This is a genomic window from Streptomyces sp. I05A-00742 (genome assembly GCF_013055795.1).
GTDB lineage: Bacteria > Actinomycetota > Actinomycetes > Streptomycetales > Streptomycetaceae > Streptomyces.
Genome location: NZ_JABETO010000012.1, coordinates 1 through 16,711, shown reverse-complemented (window position 1 = coordinate 16,711; position 16,711 = coordinate 1). Strand labels below are relative to the sequence as shown.

At 73.3% G+C, this 16,711-nt stretch carries 14 protein-coding genes and 1 pseudogene; 5 read left to right on the top strand and 10 right to left on the bottom strand.

Annotated features, from left to right (window positions below; translation table 11 throughout):
* Positions 1-55 precede the first annotated feature (55 nt).
* The gene (locus HN013_RS14095; RefSeq protein WP_171166470.1) at positions 56-3,307 is read right to left on the bottom strand and encodes a serine protease; all 3,252 of its coding nucleotides are present in this window, start codon (positions 3,305-3,307) and stop codon (positions 56-58) included.
* Positions 3,304-3,654, bottom strand: a complete 351-nt coding sequence (locus HN013_RS14090; protein ID WP_171166469.1) for a trypco2 family protein — start codon at positions 3,652-3,654, stop codon at positions 3,304-3,306. The genes HN013_RS14095 and HN013_RS14090 overlap by 4 nt, the downstream gene beginning before the upstream one ends.
* Positions 3,655-3,997: 343 nt before the next feature.
* Here HN013_RS14090 and HN013_RS14085 point away from each other — a divergent pair, with 343 nt between their 5' ends.
* Positions 3,998-4,723 (top strand): M23 family metallopeptidase, encoded by a 726-nt coding sequence (locus HN013_RS14085; RefSeq protein ID WP_171166468.1) that lies wholly within the window; start codon positions 3,998-4,000, stop codon positions 4,721-4,723.
* A 77-nt stretch (positions 4,724-4,800) separates the two neighbouring features.
* Here the strand turns inward: HN013_RS14085 and HN013_RS14080 are convergent, their stop codons facing one another.
* The 6 genes from HN013_RS14080 to HN013_RS14055 form a co-directional block, all read right to left on the bottom strand.
* Positions 4,801-5,640, bottom strand: a complete 840-nt coding sequence (locus HN013_RS14080) for a hypothetical protein (protein ID WP_171166467.1) — start codon at positions 5,638-5,640, stop codon at positions 4,801-4,803.
* A gap of 70 nt (positions 5,641-5,710) precedes the next feature.
* The gene (gene cseC, locus HN013_RS14075) at positions 5,711-7,009 is read right to left on the bottom strand and encodes a two-component system sensor histidine kinase CseC (protein ID WP_171166466.1); all 1,299 of its coding nucleotides are present in this window, start codon (positions 7,007-7,009) and stop codon (positions 5,711-5,713) included.
* Between the two features lie 44 nt (positions 7,010-7,053).
* Positions 7,054-7,761, bottom strand: coding sequence for a two-component system response regulator CseB (gene cseB / locus HN013_RS14070; protein WP_171166465.1), 708 nt, complete (start codon positions 7,759-7,761; stop codon positions 7,054-7,056).
* Positions 7,762-7,777: 16 nt separating this feature from the next.
* On the bottom strand, positions 7,778-8,458 hold the full coding sequence (locus HN013_RS14065) for a hypothetical protein (protein WP_171166464.1): 681 nt from the start codon (positions 8,456-8,458) through the stop codon (positions 7,778-7,780).
* Entirely contained in the window at positions 8,446-8,994 is a 549-nt protein-coding gene (locus tag HN013_RS14060) for a SigE family RNA polymerase sigma factor (protein ID WP_171166463.1), read from the bottom strand. The genes HN013_RS14065 and HN013_RS14060 overlap by 13 nt, the downstream gene beginning before the upstream one ends.
* A 217-nt stretch (positions 8,995-9,211) precedes the next feature.
* Positions 9,212-10,180 carry an A/G-specific adenine glycosylase gene (locus HN013_RS14055; RefSeq protein ID WP_171166462.1) on the bottom strand — a complete coding sequence of 323 codons (969 nt, stop codon included), beginning with the start codon at positions 10,178-10,180 and terminating at the stop codon, positions 9,212-9,214.
* Here HN013_RS14055 and HN013_RS14050 point away from each other — a divergent pair.
* The 3 genes from HN013_RS14050 to HN013_RS14040 all read left to right on the top strand — a co-directional run bounded on the left by HN013_RS14050 (position 10,179) and on the right by HN013_RS14040 (position 12,334).
* Positions 10,179-10,625, top strand: a complete 447-nt coding sequence (locus tag HN013_RS14050) for a hypothetical protein (protein WP_171166461.1) — start codon at positions 10,179-10,181, stop codon at positions 10,623-10,625. The genes HN013_RS14055 and HN013_RS14050 overlap by 2 nt on opposite strands.
* A gap of 113 nt (positions 10,626-10,738) precedes the next feature.
* The gene (locus tag HN013_RS14045; protein WP_171166460.1) at positions 10,739-11,299 is read left to right on the top strand and encodes a pyridoxamine 5'-phosphate oxidase; all 561 of its coding nucleotides are present in this window, start codon (positions 10,739-10,741) and stop codon (positions 11,297-11,299) included.
* 192 nt (positions 11,300-11,491) lie between these two features.
* A complete protein-coding gene (locus HN013_RS14040; protein ID WP_171166459.1) occupies positions 11,492-12,334 on the top strand; it encodes a hypothetical protein in 843 nt (280 codons plus the stop codon).
* Positions 12,335-12,413: 79 nt separating this feature from the next.
* Here the strand turns inward: HN013_RS14040 and disA are convergent, their stop codons facing one another.
* Together disA and radA are read right to left on the bottom strand one after the other, a co-directional pair.
* A complete protein-coding gene (gene disA, locus HN013_RS14035; RefSeq protein WP_171166458.1) occupies positions 12,414-13,547 on the bottom strand; it encodes a DNA integrity scanning diadenylate cyclase DisA in 1,134 nt (377 codons plus the stop codon).
* Positions 13,548-13,644: 97 nt separating this feature from the next.
* Positions 13,645-15,111, bottom strand: a complete 1,467-nt coding sequence (gene radA / locus HN013_RS14030) for a DNA repair protein RadA (RefSeq protein ID WP_171166457.1) — start codon at positions 15,109-15,111, stop codon at positions 13,645-13,647.
* A gap of 415 nt (positions 15,112-15,526) precedes the next feature.
* On the opposite strand from radA, the pseudogene HN013_RS14025 reads away from it, so the two are divergent.
* Positions 15,527-16,711: pseudogene (locus tag HN013_RS14025) on the top strand (hypothetical protein); the annotation flags it as partial.

Genomic DNA, 16,711 nt, shown 5'->3' with positions numbered 1-16,711 from the left:
TGCTGAGCAGGGCTGCCGGCCCCGGGACCGTGTGACGGTTCCGGGGCCGGTCGCGTCACCAGATCCGCTTGACGTCGAATCCCAGGCGTCCGGCGAACCGGTCGGCGTCGCGGACGCCCACGGTGCCGTTGACGGTCTGGACGGTGACGGCCAGGCCGGGGAGACGGTGGAGGACGTCGAGGTCCAGGACGGGCATTCGGGAGGGGGTCGCGACGTGCAGGGTGAGCTCCTCCAGTTCCGGGAGGAGCTCGTGGAGAGGCACGGTGAGGACGGCTTTCTCCATGCGGAGGGTCGCCTTGCGGACGCGGTGCAGCCGAACGGTCGGCTCCCGGTCGCCGAGAGCGTCGTCCGACAGGATCAGATGCTCGAAGTGAGGGATGCCGCCGAGTCGGCCGAGGTCGTCCGGATCGGCGAGCCGGTCGTAAACGACGAGGCTGCGCAGCTCGGTCCAGGCTTCGATACCGTCGAGCCACAGATCGTGGACGGTCTCCCTGACGTGGAGGAACGTGACGCGGGGGAGCGGTGCGGGAATCCTTCCGCCAACGTCCCCGGGATTGTCCAGTTGGAGCCTGGCGAGTTCCGGAAGGCCCGCCAGTACGCCCAGCGCTGTGCGGGAGAGGCCGTGACCGAACAGGCTGAGGCGCTTCAGCGGCAGGCCCGCCAGTGCGGAAATGTCGCGCAGTGCCGGGCAGCGCGTCACGGAGACCTCCTCGATCTCCGGACACTCGTCCAGGAAGCCGAGATGTGTCAGCCCGGTGTTGCCGACGACGGACACCTTCCTGACCGTCCGGCCCCGCAAGGCCGAGCGGAGGGTTTCCTCGCAGAGATTCCCGGTGAAGCGGAATTGCCCGATGGGACCGAGAGCCGGCAGCAGCGCGCCCTGCTTGGGTGAGCTGACCGCCACTTCGACGTCGTCGAGACGCATGCGGGCCAGGACGTCCTCCGCGTACCGTGCCGCGGGCATAAGCCCCCAGGCGTCGACCACATGTCCACGGACCTCCCCCGAACCGGCCTTCCCGTAGCGATGCAGCATGGGAATCGCCTCAGGGCCGAGAAGCCCCAGAACGACGGCGTAGGCGGACGTCGCTCCGTTGTTCAGGCCGTCGGGCCCGGGAATGACGGTGAGCGCCTCCCGGCCCAGCGAGGACAGCGTCATGACCTCTTGGAAGGTGTCCGGCGGCCCCAGTTCCCGCACCCCGGCCCACACCTCCTCGTACACCGAATCGTCCAGCGTCCCTGCCCCCTGCGCGCATTCCGCCGCGAGCGTGCGCAGCGCCCACCGCGTCGCACGCCCCGTCGCCGTGTCACCCGCCCCGATCAGGTTCTGGATCACCTTCTCCGCCTCGCGCCGGTTGCAGTGGCCGATCACCAGCCGGATGACGTCCCGCCACTGCTCCTCCGCCGCGTGGCTGAGCAATTCCTCCAGCGAGTCGGAATCCTGGAATTCCTTCGCCGCCAGGAAATCCTGGAACGTGCGGTGGATGAACTGGATGGAATCCGCCGTGCGTTCCTGAAGGAGGCCACTGCGGTTGAGCAAGTGGTCCATCAGGTCGTCGGGCGAATGCGCCCGGAGTTGCCGCATGCCGCGCATGGCCAATTCGATCTGGCGGACCGCTTGTTTGCGGGTGAGTTCCGTCTGCCCGTTCCGGACGAGCCAGATCGCGATGTGCTGGAGAAGGAGCTGGCCGTCCTCGGCCTCCAGCTGGATGCCTTCGGGCTTGCCGATGCCCCGGCGGACGTCGCGGTTGCCGAGGAGCATCGCGAGGGCGGCGCGGTAGAGGGCCCAGCGGGTGTGGGGCAGGAGGCCGCTGCGGCGGCGGTGCAGGGCGCATATGACGGCGCACAGCAGGGGGGTGCGCGCCAGGTCGCGCAGTACCTTGTTGCGCTGGAACTCCAGCTTCAGGTCGCGCTCCAGCTCGTCGAGACGGTCGCGTTCCTCCCCGTGTCTGCCCAGACGCGCCGCGTTGTGCCAGGCCGTCACGAACTCCTGGATGTCCGCGTCGCTCATCGGCAGCAGCCGTAGCTCCTCGAAGCCCTGCCACTCCAGCCACCCGTCCTCGACGGCGCGCGGCCGGACCGTGGCCAGGCAGCGGGTCTGCGGGTAGCGGCGGAGGAATTCGTCGAGCCATTGGCGGGCGGGGGCGCGGTCGGTGCGGGGGAGTTCGTCCAGGCCGTCGACCAGGAGGAGGACGCGCCCGGAGTCGAGCATGCGGCCGGCCCAGCCGTCGGGCATGCCGTCCTCTTGGATGGCGATGGCGGGCAGCTGGGCCGGGGAGGGGCCGGTGATGCCGAGGGCGGCCAGGCGGCGCATGGGGACGACGAAGGGGACGAGGCCGTTCAGGGCGGCCAGTTTCCTCGGCAGGGTCTGGCAGGCGGCGTGCGAGGCCAGCCACCACACCAGCGTCGTCTTGCCGGCGCCGGCCTCGCCGCGGAGGATCGCGCGGGGGTGCATGGCCAGCAGGTCCTCGACGCGGCGGGGCTCCTGCGGGAGCCGGTCGCGGCCGGGGGCGGCTTCCGCCTGGAGGCTCAGGTACGCCGTGTCGAGGTCCCAGCGCTTCTCGTGTTCGCCCAGGTCGTCGAGGCCGAACACCTCCAGGCGGCTGTAGCGGGCCTTGACCGCCGCCGCGTACCGCGCCTCGTAGGCGAAGTCGTCCACGCGCGGGAAGTGCAGGGGGATCGCCTCGGGCCGGTCGGGCCAGTGCTTCCGGAGGGCGGCGGTGAAGCCGGGCTTGCCGAGGATCTGGAAGAGCGGGACGGCCTCGATGGCGGAGTGCTGCCAGCCCTCGCGGTCCTCGGCGACGACGCCCACCAGCAGCGGCCCGGCGTACACCGGGCCGCCGGAGAGGCCCGACCAGGGCGAGGCGCCCGGGCGTACGGGGGCCGGCGGGTGGTGGTCGGTGCGCAGGACGGAGCGGCCGCGGACGCGGGCGGCGCCGGGGAGGAGGGTTCCGGGGACCTGGGCGATGTCGAGGTCGTCCGCGGCGGACCGTTCGACGTCGGGGAAGCCGAGGGCCTGGCAGCCGGGGACGGGCTCGCGGGTGGAGAGGACGCCCCAGCGCAGCTGGGGCAGCGCGTCCGGGTCGACGAGGGGGCGGTGGGCGCGCAGCAGGGCCGCGTCGCACTGCTCGGCCGCGCCGGACCACACGACGGTGCAGGCCGTGGGCTCACGGTTGCCCAGGGCTATCGCCTCGGTGGCGGTCCCGGGGGAGACGACGTGGCCGCTGGTGAGGATCAGCTCCGGCGTCAGCAGCACCCCGCTGCCCTGCCGCACGCCCAGGACCGCGACCACCCGGTCCTCGGGCGTCACTGTCCCGGCTCCACCGTCCCGAAGTTCGACACCCCGCCGGGCCGCTGGTTGCCGACCTTCCAGCCGTCGCCGGTGCGCATGTCCTTCGGGGTGAGGGTGAAGGTCACCTTGTGGGTGCGGGAGGAGCCGCGGGTGGCGTCCACGCCCGCGTCGACGACCCAGGCGCGGACCTTGCCGGAGCCCTTGTGCTCGCGGCGCATCTCGATGCCGAACTCCATGGTGATGTCGCCGACCTCGAAGCCCAGGTCCTTGCCGGCGCCGGTGGCGGCGGCGCTGGTGAGGCCGGTGCGGATGGCCTCGACGGCCTCCGCGAGCTCGATGCCTTCGAAGGGAGATGCGTCGGTCATGTCCTGGGCCCCCTGGTCGTCGCGGTGCGTACACGGGTGTTGACCGGGAGCGTACCGGCGGCGGGGGGTCCTTGGTCCCGAAACGGGCGAGGCGGAGGTCCCGGGCCGGTGACAAGGCACACAGGGGATTTCGGGAGTACTAAGCGAATTAGCAGGGAAGTGTTCTCCGGAATCGCGGGGAGCGGTCCCGGAATTCCGGGGGGCAATGGACTGAATACCCTCCCGGTCACTACTAGGAATGGCCGTAGAAAGGGCACTTGGCCGGGGCGGGAAGCGGCGGCTATCAAGGTAGGGCGATCCCGGTCCGCAGCCGGGATCGATCCCTGCCTGGAGGTTTTTCTTTATGTCGAAGCGCACCGTTTTCCGTACCCGCCGCACCGCCACCACTCTGGCCGTCGGCCTGGGGGCGTCGCTGGCACTGGGTGCGGGCGTGGCGCTGGCCGCGGAGCCCGTCGTGCACGAGATGTCCGCACTGTCCGCCGATTCCGCGACGACCCTCGGGGAGTCGCTGAAGGCACAGGCCGAGACGCAGAAGAAGGTCGCCGACAAGGAGCGCGCCGTGAAGGCCGCCGAGGCCGAGAAGGCGAAGCAGGCCGAGCGCGCGGCCGACAAGGAGCGGGCCGACCGTTCCCAGGTCCGCAACCTGGCCGACGCCTGGGTGAAGCCGGTGGACGGCTATGTGATCGGCCAGCCGTTCGGCAAGGACGGCGCCATGTGGGCCAACAAGCACAGCGGCCAGGACCTGGTCGTGCCCAGCGGCACCGCCGTGAAGGCCGTGCACAAGGGCACCGTCGTCAAGGCCGGTGCGAACGGTGGCGGCGACGGCGCCGCCTACGGCAACGCGATCGTGATCAAGCACGACGACAACACGTACTCGCAGTACGCCCACCTGTCGTCCGTCGCGGTGCAGGTCGGCCAGACCGTGACCACCGGCCAGCAGATCGGTCTGTCCGGTTCCACCGGCAACTCGTCCGGTCCGCACCTGCACTTCGAGATCCGGACGACGCCGAACTACGGCACCTCCGTCGAGCCGCTCGGCGTTCTGAGCGCCCACGGCGAGAAGCTCTGACGTCGGCCGAGCCGACGTGACCCCCGGGCGGGGAACCCATGCGGGTTCCCCGCCCGCGGTGTCTCAGGGGGCGGGCGTCATTCGGCGCCGCCGGCCGGGGACAGGGTCTTGCCCTGGCCGCCGGCCCGCGCCTCCAGCTCCCTGAGCACCGCCAGCTCCACGACGTCCAGGCCGCCCTCGGGGCGGACGACCGTGACGCCGTGGGCCTCGGCCGTGGTGAGGAGGCCGTGCACGACCTCGGGGCTGCCGAGCAGGAACGCGATGGGGTAGAGGCTCGCGGGGCAGGTCTTCTTCCGGCCGAGCGAGCCCCGGTACACGATCTCGCCGGGCACGAGCACGTCCTGCACCGTGCCCGACTCGTCCGCACCGCGCAGGCGGCGGAAGAGGAGCGAGGTGAGGGCTTCCGAGACCCGGTCCAGGACCCAGTCGCGGCCCGGGACGGCGATCAGGACGCGCCGGACGCCGTCGAAGGCCCCGTCGATCACTTCCTTCGTCAGCGAGCGGTAGCCGCCGATCATGCGGATCTCGGTGACCTTGTCCCACGGGATGTCGTCGCTGTCGAAGCCGACGGAGTCGGGGCCGACGCGCACCGCGCCGAACCGGTTGAGGAGCTTGAGCGGCTTCGCCAGCGCGTCCGGGACCAGCGGGTGGCTGCTGATCAGCTTGCCGAGGGAGACCTCCCAGGGCTCGGTGGCCGGTGCCTGCGGGGCGCCGATGCGCGCCAGGGCCTCCATGACCCAGTCCCCGCCGGCGGCCATCCGGTCGCGTCCCGCGTCCGCCGCCGCCCTCCCCGCCGTCGTGGACCGGCCGGCCGCCTCCCGCCCGGCCGTCGCGGCGCGTTCCGCGGCCGCCCGGCCGGCGCTCGCCGCCTGGCCCAGCGCCCCGCCGACGTTCCCGAGCCGTCCCTTGAGCCCCATGAATCCCCCTGCTCCTCCGTGCTTTCAGTTGCGGCACGGAACTCTAGCGGGGACCGCCGGGGGCTCTCCGTCAGTCCGGCACCCGGATGACCGGGAAGCTCCCGGTGCTCGTCGGCGACGACTCCGGCAGCCACAGCACCGCGATCGCGCCGCCCCCGCCCTCCGCCTCGGGGTCCGCGTTGCGGAAGTTCAGCCGGGCGCCGAGCACCCGGGCCTGGCCCGAGGCGATCGTCAGGCCCAGGCCGTGGCCCTTGCCCGCGCGGTCCTCGCTGCCCGTGCGGAAGCGGCTGGGCCCCTCCCGCAGCAGATCCTCGGGGAAGCCCGGGCCATGGTCGCGCACCCGCAGCACCCGGCCCTCGACGGTGACGTCGATGGGCGGCCTGCCGTGCTTGGCGGCGTTGGCCAGCAGGTTCCCCAGGATGCGCTCCAGGCGCCGGGGGTCGGTGGAGACGTACGCGTGGCGGACGACGGTGACGCGGGCGTCGGGCGAGAAGGTCCGCACCCGGCGCACCACGAACTCGCCGAGTTCGATCTCCTGCATCTCGGCCCGCTCGGCGAACCCGTCCAGCCGGGCCACCTCCAGCACGTCCTCGACCAGCGTCCGCATCGCCTGGGCGCGGTCCCTGACCAGCTCGGTGGGCCGGCCCGGGGGCAGCAGCTCGGCGGCGGTGAGCAGGCCGGTGACGGGGGTGCGCAGCTCGTGCGCGATGTCGGCGGTGACCCGCCGCTCCGCCTCCAGCCGGTCCTGGAGCGCCTGGGCCATGCCGTCCACGGCCCGGGCCAGATCGTCGGTCTCGTCGCGGACCCGCCCGCCGATGGCCTCCCGCACCCGGACCTCGCGGTCGCCGTCGGCGAGCTTGCGCGCGGCGGCGGACGCCTTGCGGAGCCGCCGGGAGAGCTGGCCGCCGATGAGGATGCCCAGGGCGCAGCCGCCCAGGACCACCGAGACCGAGCCGATGATCAGCGCCCGGTCCATCTCGTCGAGGATCTTCAGCCGGTCCTGGAACGGCTGGTGGATCGAGAGGATCTTGCCGTTGCGCACCGTGACGGCCGCCCACACCTGCGGGGCGGAGCCGTCGCTGTCCTGGACGTAGGTGGCGCGCTGCCCGAGCGAGGCGGCCTCCCGCAGCTGCTTGGGGAGCGCCGGGTCGTCGACCCTGGCGTGCAGCATCGTCCGGTTGTTGGAGTCGTAGTACCGCGCGGCCAGCTGGATGCGCTGGTCCATCACGTCACGGCTGCTGTTGATCATCGAGGCGCGGGCGGCGTTGTGCACGACCAGGCTCAGCGCCACGGCGACCAGCGCGCCGACGCCCGCGATGGCGAGGCTGACCTTCCAGCGCAGTCCGCTGCGGAGGGCGAGCTTCACCATGGCGTGGAGAACTCCTCGACCGGGTGGGGGCGGGTCACGGAGTCTCAGCCTCTGAGTTTGTAACCGAAACCGCGGACCGTCTCGATGCGGTCCTGACCGATCTTGCCGCGCAGCCGCTGCACATGGACGTCCACCACGCGCGTGTCGCCGCCCCAGCCGTAGTCCCAGACGCGTTCGAGCAGCCGGTCCCGGGAGAGCACGGTGCCCGGGGCCGCCGAGAACTCCAGCAGCAGCCGCATCTCGGTCGGGGTCAGGCCGACGGGCTCGCCGCCCTTGCGGACCTCCATGCCCTCCGTGTCGACCTCCAGGTCGCCGAAGCGCAGCAGGCCACCGCCCTCGATCCCGCCGTGCTCGTCGCCCCCGGCCCCCGCCGCGCCGCCGGCGTGGCCGAAGCGGCGCAGCACGGCCCGGATCCGGGCGACCAGCACGGCGCCGTCGAAGGGCTTGGTCACATAGTCGTCCGCGCCGGCCTCCAGGCCGAGGACGACGTCGATGGAGTCCGCGCGCGCGGACAGCATGATCACGGGGACGGTGGACTCGTCGCGGATGCGCCGGCACAGGCTGACGCCGTCCAGGCCCGGGACCATCACGTCCAGCAGGGCGATGTCCGGGCGCTGCTCCCGGAACCGCTCAAGACCCAGCAGCCCGTCGGGCACCGCGGTGACGACGAAGCCGTCCCGTTCGAGGGCGAGCTGCGTCGCTTCGCGGATCACGTCGTCGTCCTCGACGAAGAGCACATGCGTATCGGCCACGCCGCTCCCAGCCCTCCTAGCCCGAATTCTCGCTCTTGGTGCCGCCCACCTTGCTGAAGTCGGTGTGCGTGCGTCCGGTCTCCCGGAACTTGCCGTCCGACCAGTGGTACGTCACCTCGTCCTCGCCCGACGGGTCGGCGACCGGATCGCCCGAACCGTAGATCTGCGTGGTGACCGTGAGATCACCGCGATCGATGTCGGCGTAGACGGGTGACTGCTCGGACGAGAACACATTCTCGTACGAGTCGCCCTTGGCACGGTACACATACGAACCGATGCCGATGGCATCGGCGCACGTCAGGATGTTCACCACGACGTCGTCCCGGGACCCGTCGGTCATCCGGCCGTAGATCACGTCGACCGGGTACTGGTCCTTCACGCACGGTTTGAAGTTCTTCTTCACCGCGTCGCTGATCTTGGGATCCGACTTGATCAGGGCCGCTGCGTCGACCTTCAGCCGGGTGGCCGAGGCGGAGGGGGCCGCGGAGGGCTTCTCGGCCTTCGCCGCCGACTGGGGCTGGGCAGGGCCCTCCTTGCGGACGCCCTCGCTGCTCGCGTTGCAGCCGACGAGCAGCAGTCCGGCGACGGCGGCGAGCGCGGTGACCGCGCCACTGGCGATCAACGCGGGTCGTGCGGGGCGGGCGGCCGGGTCCGTACCGTCGGCCTCGTCCCTGATCGCCTTTCTCAGGCCGCGCACCGTTCCTGCCCCCGCTCGTCGCGATCGAGAGCGTGGAAGTCCAGGTCCCGGTTCTCCAGCTCCTGGCGCAGCCTCGCCAGCGCCCGGTGCAGGGTGCTCTTGACCGTGCCGGTCGACATGCCGAGCGCCTCCGCGGTCTCCTCGGTGCTCATCTGCTCCCAGTGTCGCAGCACCACGACGCTGCGCTGCTTGGGTGCGAGGACTCCGAGGATGTCCATCAGCAGCGCACGGTCGGCGTGCTGCTCCGTGCCGTCCTCGACGCAGGCGTCGGGGAGCTGCTCGGTGGGCACCTCGTCGAGCTTGCGGGCGCGCCACCACTCCGTACGAGTGTTGATCATGACACGGCGGAGGTAGGCGTCGGCGAGGGACTTGTCCGCTATGCCGTCCCAGCGGCCGTAGGTGCGGACCAGGGCGGTCTGGAGCAGGTCCTGAGCGTCGATGGGGTCCGGAACGAGCCGTCGCGCGCTGCGCAGGAGGGCGTCCTGACGGTTGCGAACGTACTCTTCGAAGTCCAGAACCTTGCCGCTGCTGGCCATACTCGCAGCCTCCATTCCGCTTGCGTCCCCGTGCCTGCCTGGTGCGCCGGACAGTTCTCCAGCACGGAGAGGACGCTACGGACGAGCTGTTGCGACGCGGTGTGCAGCAGCACTGCGGATGGTGCACAGCTGTCCATAGGTTGTGTAACAGGAGGGGGGAAAGAGCGGCTCTGTCCGGTTCGGAGGGTGCCTCCGGGTCCGGTCCGCCCCGGCGTCCTCACGTCAGGGGCAGCCGGTACGTCCCGTCCTCCAGCGGCTCCACCAGGCCGTCCGCGACCAGGCCGTCGAGCGCCCTGGCCCGCTGCACCGGCTCGTCCCACACCGCGTCCAGCGCCCCCTGCGGCACCGGCGCCACGGCCTCCCGCAGCACCGCCAGCAGCTTGCCGCGCACCTGGCGGTCCGTGCCCGCGTAGGTCTGGCCGCGGCGCGGCGGGCCGTCGTGGGCCGGGGAGCCGGCGGCGCGCCAGGCGCACCGGGCGGCGATCGGACAGCGGCCGCACACCGGCGTACGGGCCGTGCACACCAGCGCGCCGAGCTCCATGGTCGCCGCCGCCCAGCGGGCGGCCACCGCCTCCTCGCCGGGCAGCAGCTCGCGGGCCAGCCGGCGCTCGGCGGCGGTGGTGGCGTTCGGCGGGTACTGGACCCCGGAGACGGCGCGGGCGAAGACCCGGCGGACGTTGGTGTCCAGGACCGCGTGGCGCCGCCCGTACGCGAAGGACGCCACGGCGGCGGCCGTGTACTCGCCGACGCCCGGCAGCGCCAGCAGCTCCGCGTGGTCGTCAGGAACCTTGCCGCCGTGCCGCTCGGTGATCGCCGTCGCGGCGGCGTGCAGCCGCAGCGCCCGGCGCGGGTAGCCGAGCCGGCCCCAGGCGCGGACCGCCTCACCCGGCGGCTCCGCGGCCAGGGCGGCCGGGCGCGGCCAGCGGGCGAGCCACTCCTCGTACACCGGCAGGACGCGGCTGACGGGCGTCTGCTGCAGCATGAACTCGCTGACCATCACCCCCCAGGGGCCGGCCTCCGGGCGCCGCCAGGGCAGGTCGCGGGCGTTGGCCTCGAACCAGGCGATGACGGGGGTGTGGAGGGTGGGAGCTGCGGGGGCCTTGTCGGTCCCGGGGGCCTCGTGGGTCCCGGGGGCTGAGGAGTCTGCGGCCTGGGCCTGCGAAGGCAGGGCGGGAGTCGTAGTCATGGCGCCTCCGATCCTGGCACGGGGGTGCCCGGGGCGGGAAAACGCCGACTTCACGGGCCCGTGCGGGGGTGGCGACGGGGGTGACGGGGGTGACAACGGCGGCGTCGGCGGTGGTGACGACGGGACGTGCGGGGACCTCGTACGGGTGATCCCGTCCGGCGGGGAGGCCCGTCGTACGGACCGGCGCCCGACCATGGACCGCGTGGAAGGCCGCCGCAAAGCCCCGCCCCTCGTCCGCTGCCGCGCGTGCGCGAACCCGCTGTGGTGGGACATGACGCCCGTGCCCGGTCTCGCGCCGGGCTGGTTCTGCTCCGCCTGCAAGCACCCGCCGGAGCGGTACCGCAACACCGCGGCCGCGGCGCCGGTGTGCCCCGAGGGCTGTCCGAGCGCGATCGTGGAGACGGCGGGCAACGGGAGCCGCCGCTTCGTCTGTCACCGGTCCTGAATGGGTCGCCGGGCCGGTGGACTCGACGGGATTCGACGGGATTTCGACGAGCGCAACGGCTCGGGAAAGGGCCCCGGTTGGTCCCGCCCGGGCGGGCGCGGTGGAATGGAATCATGACGGAGACGCAGACCGGACCGGCCGCAGGACTCCCGCCGGACCTCCGCGCGGCCCTCGACGCGCACACCACGCTCACCCTCGCCTACACCGACGACGAGGGGCCGCAGGCGTGCGCGGTGTTCTACGCGGTGAGTGGTGCCAGGGCGGCGGAGGGAGCGAATGTTTCGGGCAACGGTGCGAACACTGAAGACATCTCCCTCTTCTTTGTCACCTCCACCACCACACGTCACGGCCGCGCCCTGGCGGCGGGTGGCGCCCGTGTCGCCTTCACCGCGCAGCGCGACGGTCAGGAGTGGACCGCCCTCACCGGACTTCAGGGGCGCGGCACCTGCCGCCCCCTCAAGGGCGCGGACCGCGAGGTGGCCTGGGCGGCCTACCGTTCCCGCTTCCCCTACGTGGAGGGTTCGGAGCGGCTGCGCCAGGCGCTGGAGCGGGCCGAACTGTGGGAGCTGCGCCCCGACTGGCTCCGACTCGTCGACAACGGGCGGGGGTTCGGGCACAAGTCCGAGTGGAGCCGGCCCGCCGCCGGTCCGCCGCCGGTTCCTGAAACGGCGTGAAATTTGCTGCGTCAAACGGCATGGAGCCAGGCGCCGCCGGGCAGATGATGAGAAAAGTAGGCACTCATACGGCGGGTACGGGGTGGAGCCCAGCCGGATCTCTCGTAGAGTTTTCGCGTGGGATCACTGCGCAATCCGATCGGGCCGCTTCCCTCCTCCATTTATTGGCGACGGAGGGGAGTTGCGCTTGCCGTGCTCGGCCTTCTCGCCCTGCTGGTGGTGTGGCTGCTCACGCTCGGCGGTGAGGACGGTTCGTCCGACGGCAAGAACGGCGCCTCCAAGGGCGGCGGGGACTCGGGCGGCGCCACCATCACCCCCGGTCCGACGCCCTCCGGTACGCACTACAGCCAACGCCCCGGCGGCCGTGACGAGTCGGGCGGCGCCGGGGGCGGCTCGGGCGGCAGCGGCAGTGGCGGCGCCGGTGCGGGCGGTGGCAGCGTCGGCGGCCTGGGCACGGTCGGCGGCGGCAGCGGTGGCGGCGGTGCCGGTACGGGCGGTGGCGCCGGTGGTTCCGGTGGCGCGGGTGGCTCGGGCGGTTCCGGGGGCGCGGGCGGCTCCGGGGCGGGTCCTGCCGCGGGGGTGCTGGGGGCCGGTGACGGCAAGGTCCTGGCCAAGGGCACCCCGGTGCCTGACTGCACGTCAGGGTCGGTGCACTTGACGGTGCGCAGCGTCAAGGGCTCCTACGGGCCGGGCGAACGGCCCAAGTTCGAGATCGTGGTCAAGAACTCCGGCAGCGGCGCCTGCAAGGTCGACCTCGGGTCGCCGACCGCCACCCTCAAGATCACCGACCAGTCCGGTGCGCAGCACGTGTGGGCCTCCGACGACTGCCCGCGTGGGCGGGGCGAGGTGCTGGTCGAGGTGCCCGGGTCGGGCGAGACCAAGCGCACGCTGGAGTGGGACCGCAAGCGGAGCGCCCCCCAGTGCGCGGCCCCGTCGGCCGGGGCCGGGGCGGCGGCGGGAGCAGGCGTCTACCGGGTCGAGGTCAAGGTGGCGGGGGTCACCGACCGGGTGCAGTTCGTCCTGGGCAAGGGCTGACGAGACCTCCGCGAGAGCACGGACGACGAGAGACGACGGGAAAGGGGCCCCACTCGGGGCCCCTTTCCCGTCGTACCGGCTACACGTACCGTTCGAGGATCGACGACTCGGCCAGGCGCGACAGCCCCTCGCGGACCGAGCGGGCGCGGGCCTCGCCGACGCCCTCCACGGCCTGGAGGTCGTCCACGCTCGCGGCCAGCAGCTTCTGGAGCCCGCCGAAGTGGTCCACCAGCCGCTCGATGATGGCGCCGGGCAGCCGCGGCACCTTGGCCAGCAGGCGGTAGCCCCGGGGGGAGACGGCCGAGTCCAGCGTCTCGGGGGAGCCGCTGTAGCCCAGGGCCCGGGCGACGATGGGCAGTTCGAGCAGCTCGGTGTGGGTGAGTGCGTCGAGCTCGGTGAGCGCCTCGGGGACCGTGCGGGTGCGCTTGGCGGTCGGCTCGGGGACGTAGTCCCTGACCACCAGGTCCCGCTCCGGCTCCACGCCGGCGATCAACTCGTCCAGCTGGAGGGAGAGGAGACGGCCGTCGGTGCCCAGCTCGACGACGTACTCCGCGATCTCCGTGGCGATGCGCCGCACCATCTCCAGGCGCTGGGAGACCGCCGTGACGTCCCGGACGGTGACCAGGTCCTCGATCTCCAGGGCGGAGAGCGTGCCGGCCACCTCGTCCAGCCGGAGCTTGTACCGCTCCAGGGTGGCCAGCGCCTGGTTGGCGCGGGACAGGATCGCGCCGGACTCCTCCAGCACACGCCGCTCCCCGCCCACGTACAGCGCGATCAGCCGCATGGACTGGCTCACGGAGACGACGGGGAAGCCGCACTGGATGGAGACCCGCTGCGCCGTGCGGTGCCGGGTGCCGGTCTCCTCGGTGGGGATCGACGCGTCCGGCACGAGCTGCACACCCGCCCGGACGATCTTGGTGATGTCCTTGTCGAGGATCAGCGCGCCGTCGAGCTTGCACAGCTCGCGGAGCCTGGTCGCGGAGAACTCCACATCAAGGACGAAACCGCCGGTGCACATCGAATCGACGGTCTTGTCCATGCCGAGGACGATGAGCCCGCCCGTATTGCCGCGAAGAACGCGTTCAAGGCCGTCGCGCAGGGCCGTGCCGGGCGCGACGGCGCTCAGCGAAGCGCGCATCAGGCCGTCGGCATGGGAGCCACCGGAGCCGCCCCCGGCCCTGCCGGGGCCCGATGCCCGGTCGTTGGCTGCCACTGCACTCCTCCGGTCGCATGGTCAACGGTGGCCGCGGACCGCCCCCGCGCCCCCGTTTCCGGTCGCGTGCTGGGGGAGGGCGGGACCAGGGGAAAGTCTACTGGCGTCGAGCCGATTGAAGAGGGGCGTCCTCCGGCCGGGCCCGCGCCGGAGCCTCCCCGCCGTCGTCGGCCGCGCTTCCGCGGCGCCGTCCACGGGGGAGTACGCGCAGCGCATCGGCTATGTCGGCGACTTCGAGCACCCGCATTCCGGCGGGCACCTTCCCGGGATCGGACGGCACCAGCGCGTGGGTGAAACCGAGCCGGTGGGCCTCCGCCAGCCGGCGCTGGACGCCCGTGACCCGCCGGACCTCGCCCGCGAGGCCCACCTCGCCGATGGCCACCAGGTTCTTCGGCAGCGGGGTGTCGCTCGCGGCGCTGGCCAGGGCCAGGGCGACGGCCAGGTCGGCGGCGGGCTCGGAGAGCTTCACTCCGCCCACGGTGGCGCTGTAGATGTCGCGCTTGCCCAGGGCGCTGATGCGGCCCCGCTGTTCGAGCACCGCCAGCATCATCGAGACCCGGGAGGTCTCCAGGCCCGAGGTGGTGCGCCGGGGCGAGGGGATCTGGGAGTCCACCGTGAGCGCCTGCACCTCGGCCACCAGCGGGCGGCGGCCCTCCAGGGTGACCGTCAGGCAGGTGCCCGGCACCGGCTCGGCCCTGCGGGTCAGGAACAGCCCGCTCGGGTCGGCCAGGCCGGTGATGCCCTCGTCGTGCAGCTCGAAGCAGCCCACCTCGTCCGTCGCCCCGTAGCGGTTCTTCACGCCGCGCACCAGGCGCAGGCGGGCGTGCCGGTCGCCCTCGAAGTGCAGGACGACGTCCACCAGGTGCTCCAGCAGGCGGGGGCCGGCGATCGCGCCGTCCTTGGTGACGTGGCCGACGAGGAGCGTTGACATCCCGCGCTCCTTGGAGGCGCGGATGAGGGCGCCGGCCACCTCGCGCACCTGGGCCATGCCGCCGGGAGCGCCGTCGATCTCCGGGGAGGCGACCGTCTGCACCGAGTCGAGGATCAGGAGGGAGGGCTTGACCGAGTCCAGGTGGCCCAGGACGGCCGACAGGTCCGTCTCCGCGGCCAGGTACAGGTGGTCCGAGAGCGCGCCGATGCGGTCGGCGCGCAGCCGCACCTGGCTCGCCGACTCCTCGCCCGTCACGTACAGCGTGCGGTGCTCGTCGGAGGCCGACTTCGACGCGACGTCCAGCAGCAGCGTCGACTTCCCCACGCCCGGCTCGCCCGCCAGCAGCACCACCGCGCCGGGCACCAGCCCGCCGCCCAGCACCCGGTCGAGCTCCGGCACCCCGGTGCCCCGCGCGGTCGCCTGCCGGCCGTCCACCTGCCCGATGGGCAGCGCCGCCGACGTCACCCGCCCGGGCGCGGTCGTGCGCACGGCCGGCGAGCCGTACTCCTCGACCGTGCCCCACGCCTGGCACTCCGGGCAGCGGCCGAGCCACTTGGCAGTGGTCCAGCCGCACTCGGTGCAGCGGTAGGAGGGCCGGTCCTTGGCGGACGAGCGAGAGGTACGGGCAGCCATGCGGGTCACCGTAGCGGCAACCACTGACAACGCGGTCTGTTCCGGGCCGGGGGCCCCTCTGGGGGAGTTGGAGGACAAGCGGCGAAGCCGCTTTCACGGGGACCGCCGGGGCAGCGCCCGGGATCCAGCCCGTCCGGCGCTTGAGGACGCCGCGCGCAGCGCGGCTCAGGGGGCCGGGCCCTCCCGGGAAACGGTGAAAGGGCGGGGATGGGGCAGGGCTCCCGCAGTGCGCGCCCGGCGCGTCCCGCCCACGGCGCGCACCGGGCCGCCCCGGCGTGCCCCGGCGCGCTCCGCGCCGTCACGTCGCCCGGGACGTACGGTTCCTGCCGCCCTTCCCGGGATGAGCTCCCCCGTACGGGGTAAACCCGGGTGAGCATCGCGAAGCGCCCATCCGGGTCGCCCTACGGTCGCCGGGATGATGACGAGCAGGCACGAGCAGCCCCCGCACGCCACCGGCGGGCCCCGCCCGCCCCACCGCGCGGACGGCGCCGCCCGGCCCCCGGCCGTCACGCCCCCCGGCCACGAGGCGGGCCGTGGTTCCGACCCCGACTCCGGGTCCGGCTTTCACCCCAACCCCAACCCTGAGCCCGACCCCGGCCCGGACCGCCGCTCCGACCATGGCTCCGGACCTGGCCTCAACTCCGTCCATGACCCCGGCCCCGACGCTGGTCCCGACGCCGACCCAGGCACCGCCCCCGGCCCGACCCGCCCGCCCCTCCCGGCCACCCACCTCGACGGTCTCTACACGTACTGCCTCTCCCTCCTCCAGGACCCCGAGGCGGCCACCGCGGCCCTCGTCGAGGCCCTCGTCCTCGCCGAGCGCCGTGCGGACCGCGCGCCGGCGGCCGATGGGCTTCGGCCGTGGCGCTACGCGCTGGCCCGGTGGGCGTGTCAGCGCCGGCTTGCCGCGGGTCAGGTCCGGCCGCCGGGCTGCCCCGGGCCGCGGCAGCGGGCGGAGCTCGGAAGGCTGGTCTGGCCGGAGGCGGCGGGGACGGACGGTGCGCAGCGGGAGGCGCTCGAACTGGCTGTGCGGCACGGACTCGCCCCGGACGACGTGGCCATGGTCCTGCGGCTCGACCTTGGCGCCGCCAGGGCCCTGCTCGCCGGTGCGGCCTGTGAGGTGGAGCGGACGCGCACGGCGCTCGCCGTCGTCGCCTCGGGCCGCTGCCCGGTCGTCGCCCGTTTCGCGGCGGGCGGCGGGGACGCCGGGGCGCCACTGGGAGCGTCCGTCCGCGGCGAGCTGGTCCGGCACGTGGACGACTGCGCCGAGTGCCGTCGCACGGCGGAGCGGGTCACCGCGGGCGCGCCCTGGCCGGGTACGGCCGCCGCCCGTGACGGGCTCCCGCTCGTCGGGGCGCCCCTCGCCGCCGTCCGGGCCGCCCTGCGGCGGGCCGACCCGGGTCCTCAGCGGCTCCCGGGCGTCACCGGCGGCCCCCGCTACGACAGGGAAGGGTTCCCCCTGCCGCCCCCGGACCGCGCGGACCGGCTCAGCCGCCTGCGGCACCGGGCCGTCACGACCACCGTCGTCGCGACGGTCGCCGCCGCGCCCGCCCTGGCCCTGTGGGCGGCGTGCCGGGCGACCCCGCCGGGCGGACGCCCG

Excerpts from the sequence above, each read along its gene's own strand:
- HN013_RS14090 (WP_171166469.1), bottom strand. The coding sequence starts at position 3,654 with ATGACCGACGCATCTCCCTTCGAAGGCATCGAGCTCGCGGAGGCCGTC.
- HN013_RS14085 (WP_171166468.1), top strand. The coding sequence starts at position 3,998 with ATGTCGAAGCGCACCGTTTTCCGTACCCGCCGCACCGCCACCACTCTG.
- HN013_RS14080 (WP_171166467.1), bottom strand. The coding sequence starts at position 5,640 with ATGGGGCTCAAGGGACGGCTCGGGAACGTCGGCGGGGCGCTGGGCCAG.
- cseC (WP_171166466.1), bottom strand. The coding sequence starts at position 7,009 with ATGGTGAAGCTCGCCCTCCGCAGCGGACTGCGCTGGAAGGTCAGCCTC.
- HN013_RS14060 (WP_171166463.1), bottom strand. The coding sequence starts at position 8,994 with ATGGCCAGCAGCGGCAAGGTTCTGGACTTCGAAGAGTACGTTCGCAAC.
- HN013_RS14050 (WP_171166461.1), top strand. The coding sequence starts at position 10,179 with ATGGCGCCTCCGATCCTGGCACGGGGGTGCCCGGGGCGGGAAAACGCC.
- HN013_RS14055 (WP_171166462.1), bottom strand. The coding sequence starts at position 10,180 with ATGACTACGACTCCCGCCCTGCCTTCGCAGGCCCAGGCCGCAGACTCC.
- HN013_RS14045 (WP_171166460.1), top strand. The coding sequence starts at position 10,739 with ATGACGGAGACGCAGACCGGACCGGCCGCAGGACTCCCGCCGGACCTC.
- radA (WP_171166457.1), bottom strand. The coding sequence starts at position 15,111 with ATGGCTGCCCGTACCTCTCGCTCGTCCGCCAAGGACCGGCCCTCCTAC.